The organism is Agrobacterium sp. 6Ca8 (assembly GCF_055382765.1).
Map to the genome: position 1 here is coordinate 1,884,637 of NZ_AP026434.1, position 17,598 is coordinate 1,902,234.

At 59.3% G+C, this 17,598-nt stretch carries 12 protein-coding genes; 9 read left to right on the forward strand and 3 right to left on the reverse strand.

The features are described 5' to 3' along the window. Positions 1 to 285 precede the first annotated feature (285 nt). The 9 genes from ACZ5A6_RS22745 (at position 286) to ACZ5A6_RS22785 (ending at position 13,780) form a co-directional block, all read left to right on the forward strand. A complete protein-coding gene (locus tag ACZ5A6_RS22745; protein WP_004431815.1) occupies positions 286 to 2,748 on the forward strand; it encodes a glycogen/starch/alpha-glucan phosphorylase in 2,463 nt (820 codons plus the stop codon). Continuing rightward, positions 2,748 to 4,955: a 1,4-alpha-glucan branching protein GlgB gene (glgB, locus tag ACZ5A6_RS22750; RefSeq protein WP_019566535.1), complete on the forward strand. Its 2,208-nt coding sequence runs from the start codon at positions 2,748 to 2,750 to the stop codon at positions 4,953 to 4,955. The genes ACZ5A6_RS22745 and glgB overlap by 1 nt, the downstream gene beginning before the upstream one ends. A 22-nt stretch (positions 4,956 to 4,977) precedes the next feature. Beyond that, positions 4,978 to 6,240, forward strand: coding sequence for a glucose-1-phosphate adenylyltransferase (gene glgC / locus ACZ5A6_RS22755; protein WP_004431809.1), 1,263 nt, complete (start codon positions 4,978 to 4,980; stop codon positions 6,238 to 6,240). Between the two features lie 5 nt (positions 6,241 to 6,245). After that, positions 6,246 to 7,688 (forward strand): glycogen synthase GlgA, encoded by a 1,443-nt coding sequence (glgA, locus tag ACZ5A6_RS22760; RefSeq protein ID WP_112290760.1) that lies wholly within the window; start codon positions 6,246 to 6,248, stop codon positions 7,686 to 7,688. Between the two features lie 4 nt (positions 7,689 to 7,692). Beyond that, positions 7,693 to 9,321, forward strand: coding sequence for an alpha-D-glucose phosphate-specific phosphoglucomutase (locus ACZ5A6_RS22765; protein ID WP_004431805.1), 1,629 nt, complete (start codon positions 7,693 to 7,695; stop codon positions 9,319 to 9,321). Positions 9,322 to 9,453: 132 nt separating this feature from the next. Continuing rightward, entirely contained in the window at positions 9,454 to 11,409 is a 1,956-nt protein-coding gene (gene glgX / locus ACZ5A6_RS22770) for a glycogen debranching protein GlgX (RefSeq protein WP_464111413.1), read from the forward strand. Between the two features lie 54 nt (positions 11,410 to 11,463). Next, a complete protein-coding gene (locus ACZ5A6_RS22775) occupies positions 11,464 to 11,952 on the forward strand; it encodes a MaoC family dehydratase (RefSeq protein ID WP_004431798.1) in 489 nt (162 codons plus the stop codon). Between the two features lie 36 nt (positions 11,953 to 11,988). After that, positions 11,989 to 12,711, forward strand: a complete 723-nt coding sequence (locus ACZ5A6_RS22780) for a transporter substrate-binding domain-containing protein (RefSeq protein WP_112290755.1) — start codon at positions 11,989 to 11,991, stop codon at positions 12,709 to 12,711. 28 nt (positions 12,712 to 12,739) lie between these two features. Further along, positions 12,740 to 13,780 (forward strand): DUF2332 domain-containing protein, encoded by a 1,041-nt coding sequence (locus tag ACZ5A6_RS22785; RefSeq protein WP_112290752.1) that lies wholly within the window; start codon positions 12,740 to 12,742, stop codon positions 13,778 to 13,780. On the opposite strand, the gene ACZ5A6_RS22790 is transcribed toward ACZ5A6_RS22785, so the two are convergent. Genes ACZ5A6_RS22790 through ACZ5A6_RS22800 form a run of 3 tightly spaced genes read right to left on the reverse strand, consistent with a single transcriptional unit; the run spans position 13,777 to position 17,595 of the window. Then, entirely contained in the window at positions 13,777 to 14,331 is a 555-nt protein-coding gene (locus ACZ5A6_RS22790; RefSeq protein ID WP_013762067.1) for a sarcosine oxidase subunit gamma, read from the reverse strand. The two genes, ACZ5A6_RS22785 and ACZ5A6_RS22790, sit on opposite strands and share 4 nt — an antisense overlap. Continuing rightward, complete coding sequence (locus ACZ5A6_RS22795; RefSeq protein ID WP_013762066.1) at positions 14,324 to 17,284, reverse strand: sarcosine oxidase subunit alpha; 2,961 nt, start codon at positions 17,282 to 17,284, stop codon at positions 14,324 to 14,326. Before ACZ5A6_RS22795 ends, ACZ5A6_RS22790 begins: the two co-directional genes overlap by 8 nt. Further along, positions 17,281 to 17,595 (reverse strand): sarcosine oxidase subunit delta, encoded by a 315-nt coding sequence (locus tag ACZ5A6_RS22800; protein ID WP_111804732.1) that lies wholly within the window; start codon positions 17,593 to 17,595, stop codon positions 17,281 to 17,283. Before ACZ5A6_RS22800 ends, ACZ5A6_RS22795 begins: the two co-directional genes overlap by 4 nt. Between the last annotated feature and the right edge of the window lie 3 nt (positions 17,596 to 17,598).

The following is a 17,598-nucleotide window of genomic DNA, read 5'->3' on the forward strand; positions in this document are numbered from 1 at the left end:
CCATTTCAGAAGTGTTGCAGCCCCTCTCCCTTTCTTGAACGATGCCCTGCATCGCAACGACCATGCAAACCCGTTCATGAATGACGGACAATGGGCAGGCAATGCCTTTGGCGATCCTCGGGACGCTGAAGAAAAAGTGTTATTTTTCATTACCCTAAGCTGTTCAAATTTCCACAAAAAATGCTGTTGCCACGCCTCCATATCGATGCATAAACTGGCATCAGTAAAGGCAAACCGGATCGACCTCATCAGACCCTCTCCTCCCACCAAGGTGCTGACCGACCAATGATCAATAATCTAAACGCCGCCGATCTTCCCCGTCCCGCCCCGCGCAGTTCCAACCCGGAAATCATGGCAGCGGAAATCATCGAGCGCCTCACCTACCGTATCGGCAAGGACGTAAAAGTTGCCAAGCCGCATGACTGGCTGACCGCGACCATTCTCGTCGTCCGTGACCGCATCATCGACAAGTGGATGGCCTCCACCCGCAAGGCCTATGCCAACAATTCCAAGCGCGTTTATTACCTGTCGCTCGAGTTTCTGATCGGTCGCCTGATGCGCGATGCGATCTCCAATATCGGGCTGATGCACGAAATCAGGGACGCGCTTTCTTCGCTCGGCGTCGATCTCGATGTCATTGCGGGACTGGAACCGGATGCGGCACTTGGCAATGGCGGCCTTGGCCGTCTCGCTGCCTGTTTCATGGAATCCATGGCAACCGTCGATATTCCCGCCTATGGCTACGGCATCCGTTATGTGCACGGCCTTTTCCGCCAGCAGATGGCGGACGGATGGCAGGTGGAATTGCCGGAGACGTGGCTGGCGCACGGCAATCCCTGGGAATTCGAACGTCGCGAAAGCTCGTATGAAATCGGCTTTGGCGGATCGGTGGAAACCATCGGTGGATATGAGGAGCCGCAGCGCTTCGTCTGGAAACCTGCCGAACGCGTCATTGCCATGGCTTACGACACGCCTGTCGTCGGCTGGCGCGGCACCCGCGTCAACACCTTGCGCCTATGGTCGGCGCAGCCTATCGACCCCATTCTGCTTGCCGCCTTCAATGCCGGCGACCACATCGGCGCGTTGCGGGAAAGCAACAAGGCCGAAAGCCTGACGCGCGTTCTCTACCCCGCCGATGCGACCCCAGCCGGCCAGGAATTGCGTCTGCGGCAGGAGTTTTTCTTCTCCTCCGCCTCCCTGCAGGACATTCTGCGCCGTCACCTGCAGCAATATCCGGATTTCACCTCGCTGCCCGACAAGGTTTCGATCCAGCTCAACGACACGCATCCGGCCATTTCCATCTGCGAAATGATGCGCCTGCTATGCGATGTCCACGGCCTTGAATTCGACGAAGCCTGGAAGATCACGCAGGGCACCTTCTCCTACACCAACCACACGCTTTTGCCCGAAGCGCTGGAAAGCTGGCCCGTCCCGCTGCTCGAGCGGCTTTTGCCGAGGCACATGCAGATCGTCTATGCGATCAATGCCAATACGCTGGTCTACGCCCGCAAGGAAAAGAAGATGCCGGATCAGCAGATCCGGTCCATCTCGCTGATCGACGAAAACGGTGAGCGGCGCGTGCGCATGGGCAATCTCGCCTTCATCGGCTCGCATTCCATCAACGGTGTCTCGGCACTTCATACCGAACTGATGAAGGAAACGGTCTTTGCCGACCTGCACAGCCTTTATCCCGAGCGCATCAACAACAAGACCAACGGCATCACCCCGCGCCGCTGGCTGATGCAGTGCAACCCCGGCCTGACCGGATTGATCCGGGAAGCGATCGGCGACGATTTCCTCGACGATGCGGAAAAGCTGACAGCGCTCGACCGCTTCGCCGACGATGCCGGTTTCCGCGAAAAATTTGCCGAAGTGAAGCGTCTGAACAAGGTGCGGCTTGCCAATACGGTGGCGCAGCGCATGGGCATCCGTGTCGATCCCTCGGCCATGTTCGACATCCAGATCAAGCGCATCCATGAATATAAGCGCCAGCTTCTGAACCTTATCGAAACGGTGGCGCTTTACGACCAGATCCGTTCTCACCCGGAACTGGATTGGGTACCGCGCGTTAAGTTCTTCGCAGGCAAGGCAGCGCCGAGTTATCACAACGCGAAGCTGATCATAAAACTTGCCAACGATATTGCCCGGGTCATCAACAACGATCCGGCCGTGCGCGGGCTTCTAAAAGTGGTGTTTATTCCGAACTACAACGTCTCGCTTGCGGAAATCATGGTTCCGGCCGCCGATCTGTCCGAACAGATCTCGACGGCTGGCATGGAAGCCTCGGGCACCGGCAACATGAAGTTCGCGCTGAACGGCGCGCTCACCATCGGCACGCTGGATGGTGCGAACGTCGAAATGCTCGAACATGTCGGCGAGGACAACATCGTCATCTTCGGCATGACGGCGGAAGAGGTGTCGAAAGCGCGCGCCGAGGGCCACAACCCCCGCGCGATTATTGAACAGTCGGTGGAACTGTCGCAGGCGCTGTCATCCATCGCCTCCGGCGTATTCTCACCCGACGACCGCTCCCGCTTTGCCGGGCTGATCGACGGCATTTACAACAGCGACTGGTTCATGGTCGCGGCCGACTTCGACGCCTACGCCGAAGCGCAGCGCAAGGTGGATGCGATCTGGAGCGATCCGGAAAGCTGGTATGCGAAAACAGTCCGTAACACGGCGCGTATGGGCTGGTTCTCGTCCGACAGGACGATCCGGCAATACGCCGCCGATATCTGGAGAGCCTGATGAAAAAACCGCTCAATTCGGCCGAAGAGAAAAAGACTGGCGAAATCACGAAGGCTGAAATCGAGGCGATCAAGAGCGGTTTGCATTCCAACCCCTTTGCACTTCTCGGCGTTCACGAAACGCCGGGAGGTTTTTCTGCACGGTGTTTCATTCCGGGGGCTGAAGAAGTATCTGTCCTCACACTGGACGGATCTTTCGTCGGCGAACTGAAGCAGCTCGATCCGGAGGGTTTTTTCGAAGGCCCGGTCGATCTCACCTCGCGTCAGCCGGTGCGTTATCGCGCCTGTCGTGACGATGCGGAATGGGCAGTGACCGACCCCTACAGCTTTGGTCCGGTTCTTGGACCGATGGACGATTATTTCGTCCGCGAGGGATCGCATCTGCGACTGTTCGACAAGATGGGCGCTCATCCGCTCAAGCTTGAAGGCGTCGAAGGTTTCCACTTCGCCGTCTGGGCTCCCAATGCGCGGCGCGTCTCCGTCGTCGGCGATTTCAACAATTGGGATGGTCGACGGCATGTGATGCGTTTCCGCAAGGATACCGGCATCTGGGAAATTTTCGCACCTGACGTCTATGCCGGCTGCGCCTATAAATTCGAGATTCTCGGCGCAAACGGCGAGCTTCTGCCGCTGAAGGCCGACCCCTATGCACGGCGTGGTGAACTGCGGCCGAAGAACGCCTCCGTCACCGCACCGGAACTGGCGCAGAAATGGGAAGATCAGGCCCACCGGGAACATTGGGCGCAAGTGGACCAGCGCCGGCAGCCGATCAGCATTTACGAGGTGCACGCCGGTTCCTGGCGGCGTCGCGAGGACGGCACCTTCCTCAGCTGGGACGAAATGGCCACCCAGCTCATTCCCTATTGCACGGATATGGGCTTCACCCATATCGAGTTTCTGCCGATCACCGAACATCCCTACGATCCGTCCTGGGGTTACCAGACGACCGGGCTTTATGCCCCGACCGCCCGTTTCGGCGATCCGGAAGGTTTCGCCCGCTTCGTCAACGGCGCCCACAAGGTCGGCATCGGCGTGATCCTCGACTGGGTTCCCGCGCATTTTCCAACTGACGAGCACGGCCTGGGCCTGTTTGACGGGACAGCGCTTTACGAACATGCCGACCCGCGTCAGGGTTTTCACCCCGACTGGAACACGGCCATCTACAATTTCGGCCGCATCGAGGTATTGTCCTACCTCGTCAACAACGCGCTTTATTGGGCCGAAAAATTCCATCTCGATGGATTGCGCGTCGATGCCGTCGCCTCGATGCTCTATCTCGATTATTCCCGCAAGGAAGGCGAGTGGATCCCCAACGAATATGGCGGGCGCGAGAACCTGGAATCCGTCCGCTTCCTGCAGAAGATGAACTCGCTCGTCTACGGCACCCATCCGGGCGTCATGACCATTGCTGAAGAATCCACATCCTGGCCGAAAGTGTCGCAGCCGGTTCACGAGGGCGGCCTCGGTTTCGGCTTCAAATGGAATATGGGTTTCATGCACGACACGCTGAGCTATTTCTCACGTGAGCCGGTGCACCGCAAATTCCACCATCAGGAACTGACATTCGGCCTTCTTTATGCCTTCACCGAAAATTTCGTGCTGCCGCTTTCCCATGACGAAGTGGTGCACGGCAAGGGATCGTTGATCGCCAAGATGTCCGGCGACGACTGGCAGAAATTTGCCAATCTCCGGTCCTATTACGGCTTCATGTGGGGTTATCCCGGCAAGAAGCTGCTGTTCATGGGGCAGGAGTTCGCCCAGTGGAGCGAATGGAGCGAAAAGGGATCGCTCGACTGGAACCTTCGCCAATATCCGATGCATGAGGGTATGCGCCGCCTCGTGCGCGATCTCAACCTCACCTACCGTTCGAAAGCCGCTCTGCACGCCCGTGACTGCGAACCCGAAGGTTTCCAGTGGCTGGTAGTCGATGATCACGAAAACTCGGTCTTCGCCTGGCTGCGCTCGGCGCCCGGCGAAAAACCGGTTGCGGTTATCTGCAATCTGACCCCGGTCTACCGGGAAAACTATTATGTGCCGCTTCCTGTTGCGGGGCGGTGGCGGGAGATTCTCAACACCGATGCCGAAATTTATGGCGGCAGCGGCAAGGGAAATGGCGGACGCGTTCAGGCGGTCAATGCCGGTGGGGAGATAGGGGCGATGCTCGTCCTGCCGCCCTTGGCAACGATCATGCTCGAACCGGAAAACTGACAGACAGAACGGGAGGACAACCATGTCGGAAAAAAGAGTTCAGCCCCTGGCGCGTGATGCAATGGCCTATGTTCTCGCGGGCGGTAGAGGAAGCCGTTTGAAGGAATTGACAGACCGCCGGGCAAAACCAGCGGTTTATTTTGGCGGTAAGGCCCGCATTATCGATTTTGCACTTTCGAACGCGCTGAATTCCGGCATTCGCCGCATTGGCGTCGCCACGCAATACAAGGCTCACTCCCTCATCCGCCACCTGCAACGCGGCTGGGACTTCTTCCGTCCAGAGCGTAACGAAAGCTTTGACATTCTGCCGGCCTCGCAGCGCGTGTCCGAAACGCAATGGTACGAAGGCACCGCCGACGCCGTTTACCAGAACATCGACATCATCGAGCCCTATGCGCCTGAATATATGGTCATTCTGGCCGGCGACCATATTTACAAGATGGACTACGAATACATGCTGCAACAGCATGTCGATTCCGGCGCGGATGTAACGATCGGTTGCCTTGAAGTGCCACGCAAGGAAGCGTCGGGCTTCGGCGTGATGCATGTGAACGAAAAAGACGAGATCATCGACTTCATCGAAAAGCCGGCTGATCCGCCCGGCATTCCCGGAAATGAGAATTTCGCGCTTGCCTCGATGGGGATCTACGTCTTCCACACGAAATTCCTGATGGAAGCGCTGCGTCGCGATGCCGCCGACCCCACCTCCAGCCGCGACTTCGGCAAGGACATCATTCCCTACATTGTCCAGCACGGCAAAGCCGTCGCCCACCGTTTTGCGGACTCCTGCGTGCGTTCGGATTTCGAGCACGGACCATACTGGCGCGATGTCGGAACCATCGATGCCTATTGGCAGGCCAATATCGACCTGACGGATGTGGTGCCTGACCTCGATATCTATGACAAGTCCTGGCCGATCTGGACCTATGCGGAAATCACTCCGCCGGCGAAATTCGTGCATGACGATGAGGACCGCCGCGGTTCTGCCGTCTCGTCGGTTGTGTCAGGCGATTGCATCATTTCCGGCGCCGCCCTCAACCGTAGCCTTCTGTTCACAGGCGTGCGCGCCAATTCATACTCCCGCCTTGAGAATGCCGTAGTACTGCCGAGTGTGAAGATCGGGCGCCACGCCCAGCTCAGCAACGTCGTCATCGACCATGGAGTGGTCATTCCGGAAGGACTGATTGTAGGAGAAGACCCCGAACTGGATGCCAAACGTTTCCGGCGCACGGAAAACGGCATTTGCCTTATCACCCAATCGATGATCGACAAGCTGGACCTGTAGAGCCCATGAATGTCCTTTCGGTTTCATCCGAAATTTATCCCCTGATCAAGACCGGAGGGCTCGCCGACGTTACCGGCGCCCTCCCCATCGCGCTCGAAGCCTACGGCGTGAGAACGCGCACATTGATACCCGGATATCCGGCGGTGAAAGCCGCCGTGACGGACCCCGTCAAATGTTTTGAGTTCACCGATCTGCTTGGCGAAAAGGCCGATCTGCTCGAAGTCGAACATGAGGGGCTAGACCTTCTGATCCTTGACGCGCCCGCCTATTACGAGCGTTCCGGCGGCCCCTATCTCGGCCAGACCGGCAAGGATTATCCTGATAACTGGAAGCGCTTTGCGGCGCTCTCGCTGGCAGCGGCACGAATCGGCGCCGGTGTGCTTCCCGGCTGGCGGCCTGATATGGTGCACGCCCATGATTGGCAGGCAGCGATGACCCCGGTCTATATGCGTTATGCCGAAACGCCAGAGATTCCGAGCCTTCTCACCATCCACAACATTGCTTTTCAGGGTCAGTTCGGGGCCAACATCTTCAGCAAGCTCGAATTGCCCGCCCACGCCTTCGGCATGGAAGGCATCGAATATTATAACGATGTCAGCTTCCTCAAGGGCGGCTTGCAGACGGCAACCGCGCTCAGCACGGTCAGCCCATCCTATGCGGAAGAAATCCTGACCGCGGAATTCGGCATGGGGCTGCAAGGGGTGATCGGCAGCCGCGCCCATGTGCTGCACGGTATCGTCAACGGCATTGACGCCGATGTCTGGAACCCGGCCACCGACCATCTGATCCACGACAACTATTCCGCCACCAATCTCAAGAACCGCGCGCTGAACAAGAAGGCCGTCGCAGAACATTTCCGCATCGACCAGGATGACAGCCCGCTTTTCTGCGTCATATCCCGCCTCACCTGGCAGAAGGGCATCGATCTGATGGCGGAAGCCGTGGACGAGATCGTTTCCCTCGGCGGCCGTCTGGTTGTGCTGGGCGCCGGCGATGTGGCATTGGAAGGCGCGCTACTGGCGGCGGCATCCCGCCACCATGGCCGCGTCGGTGTCGCCATCGGTTATAATGAGCCGCTATCGCATCTGATGCAGGCGGGTTGCGATGCGATCATCATCCCCTCACGCTTCGAGCCCTGCGGCCTCACCCAGCTTTACGCGCTGCGTTATGGCTGCGTTCCCGTGGTTGCCCGAACCGGCGGCCTTGCCGATACGGTGATCGACGCCAACCATGCCGCCATCGCCAATAAATCGGCGACCGGTGTACAATTCTCACCCGTCACGCTCGACGGTCTGAAACAGGCGATCCGCCGGACCGTGCGTTATTATCACGACCCGAAACTTTGGACACAAATGCAGAAACTCGGCATGAAATCCGATGTTTCCTGGGAAAAAAGCGCTGCGCTCTACGCCGCGCTTTACAGCCAGCTTATTTCGAGAGGCCATTGAAACAATGATCAAGACCGTTCAGACGACACCCTTTCAGGATCAGAAGCCGGGCACATCCGGCCTGCGCAAGAAGGTGCCCGTCTTCGCCCAGGAAAATTATGCCGAAAACTTCATCCAGTCGATCTTCGACTCGCTTGAGGGCTTTCAGGGCCAGACGCTGGTGATCGGCGGCGATGGCCGTTATTACAACCGCGAAGTCATCCAGAAGGCGATCAAGATGGCGGCCGCCGCCGGTTTCGGCAAGGTGCTGGTCGGTCAGGGCGGCATTCTCTCCACCCCCGCCGCCTCCAATATCATCCGCAAATACAAAGCCTTCGGCGGCATCGTGCTTTCCGCCAGCCATAATCCTGGTGGCCCGACCGAAGATTTCGGCATCAAATACAATATCGGCAATGGCGGCCCAGCGCCGGAGAAGATCACCGACGCGATCTATGCCCGCTCGAAGGTCATCGACAGCTACAAGATTTCCGACGCTGCCGACGTCGATCTCGACAAGGTGGGCAGCTTCAAGGTGGATGAACTGACGGTCGACGTCATCGATCCGGTCGCCGATTATGCCGCTTTGATGGAAGAACTGTTCGATTTTGCCGCCATTCGCGCCCTGATTGCCGGCGGCTTCAAGGTTGTTGTCGATTCCATGAGTGCCGTCACCGGCCCCTATGCCGTGGAAATCATCGAAAAGCGTCTCGGCGCGCCGAAGGGCTCCGTCCGCAACGCAACGCCTCTGCCCGATTTCGGCGGCCACCATCCCGACCCCAACCTGGTGCACGCCAAGGAGCTTTATGACGATGTCATGAGCCCGGAAGGTCCCGATTTCGGCGCGGCGTCGGATGGCGACGGCGACCGCAACATGGTGGTCGGCAAGGGCATGTTTGTCACCCCGTCCGACAGCCTGGCGATCATCGCCGCCAATGCGCGGCTCGCGCCCGGTTATGCCGCCGGCATTTCCGGCATCGCCCGTTCCATGCCGACAAGTGCCGCAGCCGACCGCGTCGCCGAAAAGCTTGGGCTTGGCATGTACGAGACGCCAACCGGCTGGAAATTTTTCGGCAACCTCATGGATGCCGGCAAGGTTACAATCTGCGGTGAGGAAAGCTTCGGCACCGGCTCCAACCACGTGCGCGAAAAGGATGGCCTGTGGGCCGTGCTCTACTGGCTGAACATTGTCGCCGCCCGCAAGGAAAGCGTGAAGGACATCGTTACCAAGCACTGGGCCGAATATGGGCGCAACTATTATTCCCGCCACGATTATGAGGAAGTGGATTCGGACGCAGCAAACACTCTGGTGGCCATCCTGCGCGAAAAACTCGCAACACTTCCCGGCACCAGCTACGGCAATCTTAAGGTCGCAGCTGCTGATGATTTCGCCTATCTCGACCCGGTCGACCAGTCCGTCAGCAAGAACCAGGGTATCCGCATCCTGTTCGAAGGTGGTTCGCGCATCGTGCTGCGCCTTTCCGGCACGGGCACTGCGGGCGCAACGCTCAGACTTTACGTCGAGCGCTATGAGCCGGATGCGGCCCGTCACGGCATCGAAACGCAGGCGGCGCTTGCCGACCTTATTTCCGTTGCCGATACGATCGCCGGCATCAAGGCCCATACCGGCCGCAACGAACCGACCGTCATCACGTAAGGTTTTGCATTGCACGCACCGTTTCCGGCAACGGGCATAGCGAAAAACTTGGCAGGCGGCCATGAGGCCGCCTGAGGTTACCGACTAACCTCCCGCCAGACTCGATATCATCATCTTCCGGAGAGAGAGACCATGCAGAAACCAGCCGTTTTCCCCAAAGGCGTAACCCAGACGGAAAACGGAACGGAATTTGCGGTCTATTCCCGGCACGCCTCACAAATCGACCTTTGCCTTTTTGATGCGACGGGCGAAAAAGAGACGGCGCGTTTGCCAATGAGGCGCGATGAGAATGACATTCACCGGCTGACAGTTGCCGAGACCGGCCCCGGTGCGCGATATGGCTACCGCGCCGACGGCATTTATGCCCCCGAACATGGCTTGTGGTTCGACCCCGCAAAACTGCTGCTCGACCCCTATGCCACGGAGATAGACCGGCCATTCCGGCATGATGCCGCGCTTTTGGCCTATGGCGAAGACACGGGCGCGATCATGCCAAAGGCGATCCTGTCGCAATATGAGCAGGTCAGGCGCCAGCCGCCACGCTTTGTCGAAGGCGGGCTGATTTACGAACTCGCGGTTAAATCCTTCACCAAATTGCATCCTGCCGTGCCGGAAGAGCTGAGAGGCACGGTGGCAGCGCTGGCTCATCCTGCCATTATCGCGCATTTGAAAAAAATCGGTGTCGATGCGGTGGAGCTGATGCCGATCACCGCCTGGATCGACGAGCGCCACCTGCCGCCGCTTGGCCTTTCCAATGCATGGGGATACAATCCCGTCGGCTTCATGGCGCTCGATCCGCGCCTCTGCCCCGGCGGAGTGCGGGAGCTGCGCGACACGGTTGCAGCCCTGCACGCGCAAGGCATTGGCGTCATTCTCGATCTGGTCTTCAACCATACGGGTGAAAGCGATAGCGGAGGCTCCATCCTGTCTTTGCGCGGACTGGACAATCTCACCGCTTTCCGTCACCCGGAAGGAAAGCCGGGCGTGCTGGTCAATGACACCGGCACCGGCAACACGGTGGCCTGCGATCATCCCTATGTGCGCCACCTCATTATCGATTCCCTCAGGCATTTCGCTCTCAATGCCGGTATCGATGGCTTCCGTTTCGATCTCGCGCCCATATTGGGACGAACGGCTAGTGGCTTCGACATGGCCAGCGAAACGCTTGCCGCCATGCACTCTGACCCGGTACTATACGACCGCGTGCTGATCGCCGAACCATGGGATATCGGCCCCGGCGGCTATCAGCTCGGCAATTTTCCGGAGAGCTTTCTGGAATGGAACGATCGCGCCCGCGACGACATGCGCCGGTTCTGGCGCGGCGATGCGGGAACGACCGGGGCGCTGGCCAATGCGCTTTCCGGCTCTTCGCCGATCTTTTCCCGCCATGGACGTTCGAAAAGCCGCAGCGTCAATTTCCTTGCCGCCCATGACGGTTTCACCCTGTTCGATCTCGTCAGCCACGAACACAAGCACAATGAGAAAAACGGCGAGAACAATCGCGACGGGCATAATGAAAATCATTCCTGGAACAATGGTTTGGAGGGATTGACGGACGATCCTGCCGTCGTGGCCGCCCGCCACGCGGATGTGAAAGCGCTGCTTTCCACGCTCTTCGTCAGTCGCGGCACGTTGATGCTGACCGCCGGCGATGAGGGTGGCCGCAGCCAGCATGGCAATAACAATGCCTATTGCCAGGACAACGAGATAACGTGGGTCGACTGGTCGTCGCTCTCCCAGGAGCTGACTGACCACACGGCATTTCTTGCCGCACTTCGCAAACGCTTCGGCGTGTTTTCGCAAACAGAGTTTTTCTCCGGCAACGGCGATGTGGCATGGCTTGCCCCCGGCGGAGAACCGATGACGGTCGCGGAATGGGAAAGGCCGGACATGCCGGCTTTCGCCATGGTGCTTGCCACGCCGGACCACGAGACCGAAAACGACGCGGAGCTTGCCGTGCTCATCAACCGCAGCCATGAGATCGTGCCCTTCACCCTGCCGGGCGACGACTGGCAGGCGATCGGCACGGATTTCGGCAATCCGGCCTTCCTGCCTGCCCGCTCGGTGGTGTTTTATCTGCGCGGTTGATCGCTTGGCCCCGGCACCTTTATAAGTTCCGAAAGGCAATCGAGAAGAGGTAACATGGCAAAGGAAATAGCGCTGGCGGAAATGAAAAATTTCGTCGGCACGGAGCTGGGCGTTTCCGACTGGATCACCGTCGACCAGACAATGATCGACGCCTTCGCAAAAGCGACGCTGGACGAACAGTTCATCCACACCGACCCGGAACGCGCCAAGGCGGAAAGCCCCTTTGGCGGCACTATCGCGCATGGGTTCCTGACGCTCTCGCTGCTTTCGGCTCTGAATTACGATGCCCTGCCCCGCATTCGCGAAACGACCATGGGCATCAACTACGGCTTTGACGCCGTCCGCTTCGTCACGCCGGTCAAAAGCGGAGCACGGGTGCGTGGCCGTTTCACTTTGGCCGAGGCGCGGTTTCGCGGCGCCGCCATGCTGGTGACGACCTATGATGTTACGGTGGAGATAGAAAACGAGAAAAAACCGGCGCTCACTGCCCGCTGGACAACCATCACCCAGTTCAACCCCGAGGACAGGCCGCAAGACGCCTGATGGCGAAGTAAATCCCAATTTGAGATCGGAGTGTCTGTGAGATTCGCATATTTGATAGAACCTCCGTTCAACTACAGGAACGAATGCGGCGATGTGACCGGGTGCGATGTGGAGTTGGCGCGAGTCATTCTAGCCATGATCGGTATTCATGAAATTGAATTCATCGAAACCGAATTCTCGCAATTGTTGCCTGGGCTGAACGAAAACCTTTGGGATATGACTACTGGCCTCTTCGATACCGCTGAACGCAGAAAGATCGTGACGTTCAGCCATCCCATCTGGGCGTTGCCTGATGGACTCTTGGTGAGGAAGGGCAACCTCAGAGATCTGGACGGATACGCATCGGCAGCTAAAAATCCGGAATGTACGCTGGTCGCGATCCGTGATCAGATCCAACATCGCGCAATTATGGAAGCGGGCGTGCCCGATGACCGCATTCTCATTTGCGAGACCTACGACGAGGCCGCTCAGGCCGTATTGGATGGGCGTGCCGACGCCTATGCCAGCGTGGCCATGGCCCATCTCGGTTTTATGCAGCAAAATCCAGAGCTCGATTTGGAAGTTGTCTCTGTTTTACCGAAAGAGAGACCAGCAGCCCCAGGCGCATTTGCTTTCCGCCAATCCGACCGGGAACTCCAGAGCGCGGTCGATGCGGCGCTTCTTTGTTATATCGGATCAGACGAGCACCGTGTGCTGATGCGCAATTTTGGTTTTGATGATCAAGCCCTCGTCAACGGCGAGGCCAGTCTGGCAAAGTAACGCCGGACTGCGCAAAGGAGACGGCCCAATGCATGATGAAGCCGTAAGAGACGCGTTTCTCGCACAGGCAAGAGCCTGCGACAGCCTCGGTTCGCCCTTTACCGCACGGCTTTGCCGCGCGGTGGCGGCGCGGCTGGATCGCCAGACGGACGTTGGCGAGATGATTTTGTCCTGGCCTGGCGATGTCGGCCCGTCCGGCGATTCCGTCCCACTGCGGCTTGCCGGTGCCCTGCATGCGCTTGTTATCGAGGACAAGATCACTCCTCTTGTCGATATAGCACCCGAAGACGAGAATGCGCTCTGGCAGGCTTGCGCAAGTGCCTTGCGCTTCCATTCGGGCTTCATCCTCGAAAGGCTGAAATCGCCGCCGCAGACCAACGAAGTCCGCCGTTCCGCTGTGCTGCTGCCGGGTTTTCTTTCCATTGCGGCGCTTTTCGGCAAGCCGCTGGTCCTTTCAGAGGTCGGCGCCAGCGCCGGTCTGAACCTGCAATTTGACCGCTACCAGTATCGTCTTGGCGATCTTGCCTGGGGCAGGCAATCCGAAGTGTCCATGTCGCCGGAATGGCGCGGAGACACTCCGCCCGACAAGCGGATAGAGGTCATCGAGCGCGCCGGCTGCGATCTTAACCCACTCGATCCGTCGTCTGCCGAGGACCGGTTGCGGCTGATGTCATATGTCTGGGCCGATCAGACCGACAGGCTGGAGCGCACGGCGGCCGCCCTGCGTATTGCGGTGGAGAACGGCTTGCACGTTGAAAAGGCTGACGCAATTGACTGGCTGCAACGCCGCCTTGCCGCGCAACATTCGGGCGCTGCCCATGTGGTCTACCATTCTGTCGCCTGGCAATATCTGCCCGATGCGCTGAAAGAGGCCGGCGAAACGCTGATCGCCGGGGCTGGAAGCCGTGCCACCCCTGAGGCTCCGCTTGCCCGCCTGCAGATGGAGGCAGATACGACGCCGGGAAGCGCCGCAATCACCCTGCAAATCTGGCCGACCGGTAAGAAACAGGAAATCGGCCGCGCCGATTTCCATGGGCGATGGGTGGAATGGCAGGGGTGGAAAAGCTAGACCGCCACGTCCTGCGCCGCTTCCTGCAACAGGCCGCCGACATATTCGGCGAAGGAGCGCCAGCACTCTACCCGGAACGTATCGTCAGCCACGCGCAGCAGCACCACTTCCGCCTTGCCGAAAACCGTTCGCGAGCAGGCGCCGATCGGGAACTGTGCGATAGACAGATCCTGCGGGCAACCGGCGTTCAGGGCTGCCTCAGCGCCGGGGCCGGAAACGATGACAGCCGTGTTGCGGTGGGAAACGTCGGTCGCCGAAAACAGGCCGGGAACGGTGGCGAGCGCCGCCATCAGGTCGCTTTCGCCCTGATCGATCACCAGCCATTCGTCCGGACCAAGCCAGAGAGCGGAGCGCAAACCCGATGTGACAGAGCTTTTCGGGCTGTTGGGCAATAACAGGCCGAGTGCATCCGAGAGGGCCGGCAGTGCGCTTTCCCTTGCGCGCAGCGACAGCCGCGACGCCGAGGCGGCGGGCTTCAGCGAGACGAAGGGCGAACCACCGTGGAAATCCTCGAGTACGGATTTGCGTTTTGCGTGAAGTGTGTCAGCCATTGAGACGGGCTCCTTCCTTGTCGAGGAAGACCATGTCGGTCACTTCGACGGCAATTGTTTTATCGGCAAGCGGGATGTAGAGCGTTTCGCCCATGCGCGCCCTGCCATCCGCCACCAGCGCAAAGGCGATGGAGTGGCCGAGATTTTCCGACCAGTAGGCGGAAGTGACATGGCCGAGCATGGTCATGGGTTTCGGCTGGTTTGGATCAGCAACGATCTGGCCACCCTCTTCGGGAACAGTCAGCCGGTCCTTCGTCTTGAGGCCCACAAGCTGCTTTCGACCGGAGCGCATGAGATCCGGGCGTTTCAGACCGCGGATACCGACGAAATCCGTCTTCTTCTTGGAAACGGCCCAGGCAAGCCCGGCATCGTCAGGCGTCACGGTGCCGTCGGTATCCTGTCCGACGATGATGTAACCCTTTTCGGCACGCAGGATGTGCATGGTCTCGGTGCCATAAAGGCATCCGCCCACCGCTTCGGCCCGTTCACGGATCGCGGTCCAGACGGCAGCGCCGTAATCGGCCGGAACGTTGATTTCGAAACCAAGCTCTCCCGTGAATGATACACGGAAGAGACGCGTGGGCACACCGCAGAAGGTGCCTTCCGCGACCGCCATATGCGGGAAGGCTTCGGGCGAAATATCGATACCCTCGACGAAAGGCGCGATCACCTCGCGCGCTTTCGGTCCCTGCACCGCAATCACCGCCCATTGTTCGGTCGCCGATGTCAGCCAGACATTCAGCTCGGGGAATTCGGTCTGGAGATAATCCTCCATGTGCTGGAGAACGCGCGGTGCGCCGCCCGTCGTCGTCGTCACATGGAAACGGTCCTCGGAAAGACGACCGACAACACCGTCATCGTAAACGAAACCGTCCTCGCGCGTCATGATGCCATAGCGGCAACGGCCGGGTTTCAGTGTGTCCCAGGCATTTGTGTAGATGAGGTTCAGGAACTTAGCCGCATCGGGGCCGACCACCTCGATCTTGCCGAGCGTGGAGGCATCGAACACGCCGACGCTTGTCCGCACCGTCTTGCATTCGCGGTTGAGCGCCTCGTGCATATCCTCGCCGCCGCGCGGGAAGAACCATGCGCGCTTCCAGTTGCCGACATCCTCGAAAAGGGCGCCTGCCGCAGCCTCTTCGTCATGCATCGGCGTCTTGCGGGTCGGGTCGAACAGCGCACCGCGCGAATGGTTGATGAGCGTGCCGAAAGTGACCGGCGTATAGGGTTGGCGGAAAGTGGTGAGACCGACCTTCGGCAGATCCCGCCCAAGCGCTTCCGAGGCAATGGCAAGGCCATGCATGTTGGACATCTTGCCCTGATCGGACGCCATGCCATTGGTGGTGAAGCGCTTGATATGCTCGACCGAATGCATGCCTTCACGCACGGCCAGGCGAATATCCTTGGCGCAGACATCGTGCTGGAAATCGATGAAGGCCTTGACGCCGGTGCCTTCGCCTGCCCCTTCCGCAGCGCCGATCATGCCGCCGGTCCAGGCGCGCGCATTCTCGCCGGAGAATTCCGCTGCACCGCCACCTGCGGCAGCAGCCTCGGCGATCAATGCGGCGAGATCGTCCGTGCCGTTGCAGGCGCCGACTGACACACAATTCTGCACATGGATGTCAGGCAGGAACCGCTGGTTTGCCGCGTCAAACTTCAGCTTGCCGCGCGATTGCGAGAAGAGATGCACCGAAGGCGTCCAGCCCGCTGAAACGACGAGCGCGTCGATGGCAATCTTGCGCTTGTTAGAGCCGCCATTGCGGCCAACGCTCATGGAAGAAACGCGCAGCCGCCCTGACGTATCGTAAACACTGTGACCCGCCAGTACCTCGATGCCCAGCGCCCGCGCCTCGTCCAGCAGCCGCCGATCGGGGTTCTCGCGGCAATCCACGATAGCGGCGATCTTCACACCCGCTTTCTTGAGATCGAATGCCGTCTCATAGGCAGAATCATGGGCTGTGTAGACACCGACATTATTGCCGACGGTCACGCCGTAATGGTTGAGATAGATGCGCGCAGCAGAAGCCAGCATGATGCCGGGACGATCATTATTGGCAAAGACCATGTGCCGCTCGATCGCGCCTGCCGCCAGAACGACTTTCTTGGCGCGGACCTGCCACAGTCTTTCACGTGGCTGGTGTTTGGCCGGCGTGGCGAGGTGATCGGTCACACGCTCGGCCAGCGCCACGAAATTGTGGTTGTAATAACCGAACGCTGTCGTGCGGGTCAGAACACGCACATTGGGCAGCGATTTCAGTTCAGTGAAAACTTTTTGCGCCCAGTCATATCCGGACAGGCCGTCGATGACCGCACCGGTATCAAAACGCAGCGCGCCGCCAACTTCGGCATTCTCATCAACCAGAATGACGCTGGCGCCAGTTTTTGCAGCGGCGAGCGCCGCTGTCAGCCCGGCCACACCGCCACCGGCCACCAGCACGTCGCAATGGGCATAACGGCCGGAATAATGATCCGCATCCGGCTCGGTCGGCGCCTTGCCGAGACCGGCTGCGCGACGGATGATCGGTTCATAAATCTTGTGCCACGCGGCCTTCGGCCACATGAAGGTCTTATAGTAGAAACCAGCCGCAAACATCGGCGACAGGAAATCGTTGATCGCACTGATATCGAAGGACAGCGACGGAAAGCGGTTCTGCGAGGCGATGATGGCGCCGTCGAATACATCCTGCACCGTGGCGCGCACATTCGGCTGCTTGCGCAGGCTGTCACGCGATACGTCGATCAGCGCATTCGGCTCCTCCGGGCCGGCGGAAAGGAAACCGCGCGGCCGGTGATATTTGAACGAACGGCCAATCAGATGCACGCCATTCGCCAGAAGTGCGGATGCAACGGTGTCGCCTTCCAGCGCCTGATAGATCTTGCCGTCGAAGGTGAAGCGTGCCGTTCTGGCAGGTGTCAGGCGACCGGCGCCCTTGATACGATAATCGCCGCTCATTGCGCAGCTCCCTTTTGGGCGGAAAGAACCGCGTCGGCATCCGGTTTCGGCTCGCCTGCCTTGTAGGTCATCAGGAATTTGTCGCTGACGGAATCGCGGGCGGCGTTGAAAAAGCGGCCGCAACCGTGAATGTGGCGCCAGCGCTCGAAAACGAGACCTTTGTCATTGTCGCGAATGAAGAAATATTCGGCAAAGGCCTCGTCCGAAATATCGGTAATGTTTTCCGGCCGGGCGATATGGGCTTCGCCCGCCCAGCGAAATTCGAGTTCGGAACGGTCTTCCCGGCAATAAGGGCAATGGATCAGAAGCATCGT

Bases quoted from the DNA above. Each gene is read 5' to 3' on its own strand.
- ACZ5A6_RS22790 (WP_013762067.1), bottom strand. From the start codon at position 14,331: ATGGCTGACACACTTCACGCAAAACGCAAATCCGTACTCGAGGATTTC.
- ACZ5A6_RS22795 (WP_013762066.1), bottom strand. From the start codon at position 17,284: ATGAGCGGCGATTATCGTATCAAGGGCGCCGGTCGCCTGACACCTGCC.
- ACZ5A6_RS22765 (WP_004431805.1), top strand. From the start codon at position 7,693: ATGATCAAGACCGTTCAGACGACACCCTTTCAGGATCAGAAGCCGGGC.
- glgB (WP_019566535.1), top strand. From the start codon at position 2,748: ATGAAAAAACCGCTCAATTCGGCCGAAGAGAAAAAGACTGGCGAAATC.
- glgC (WP_004431809.1), top strand. From the start codon at position 4,978: ATGTCGGAAAAAAGAGTTCAGCCCCTGGCGCGTGATGCAATGGCCTAT.
- ACZ5A6_RS22785 (WP_112290752.1), top strand. From the start codon at position 12,740: ATGCATGATGAAGCCGTAAGAGACGCGTTTCTCGCACAGGCAAGAGCC.
- ACZ5A6_RS22745 (WP_004431815.1), top strand. From the start codon at position 286: ATGATCAATAATCTAAACGCCGCCGATCTTCCCCGTCCCGCCCCGCGC.
- glgA (WP_112290760.1), top strand. From the start codon at position 6,246: ATGAATGTCCTTTCGGTTTCATCCGAAATTTATCCCCTGATCAAGACC.
- glgX (WP_464111413.1), top strand. From the start codon at position 9,454: ATGCAGAAACCAGCCGTTTTCCCCAAAGGCGTAACCCAGACGGAAAAC.
- ACZ5A6_RS22800 (WP_111804732.1), bottom strand. From the start codon at position 17,595: ATGCTTCTGATCCATTGCCCTTATTGCCGGGAAGACCGTTCCGAACTC.
- ACZ5A6_RS22775 (WP_004431798.1), top strand. From the start codon at position 11,464: ATGGCAAAGGAAATAGCGCTGGCGGAAATGAAAAATTTCGTCGGCACG.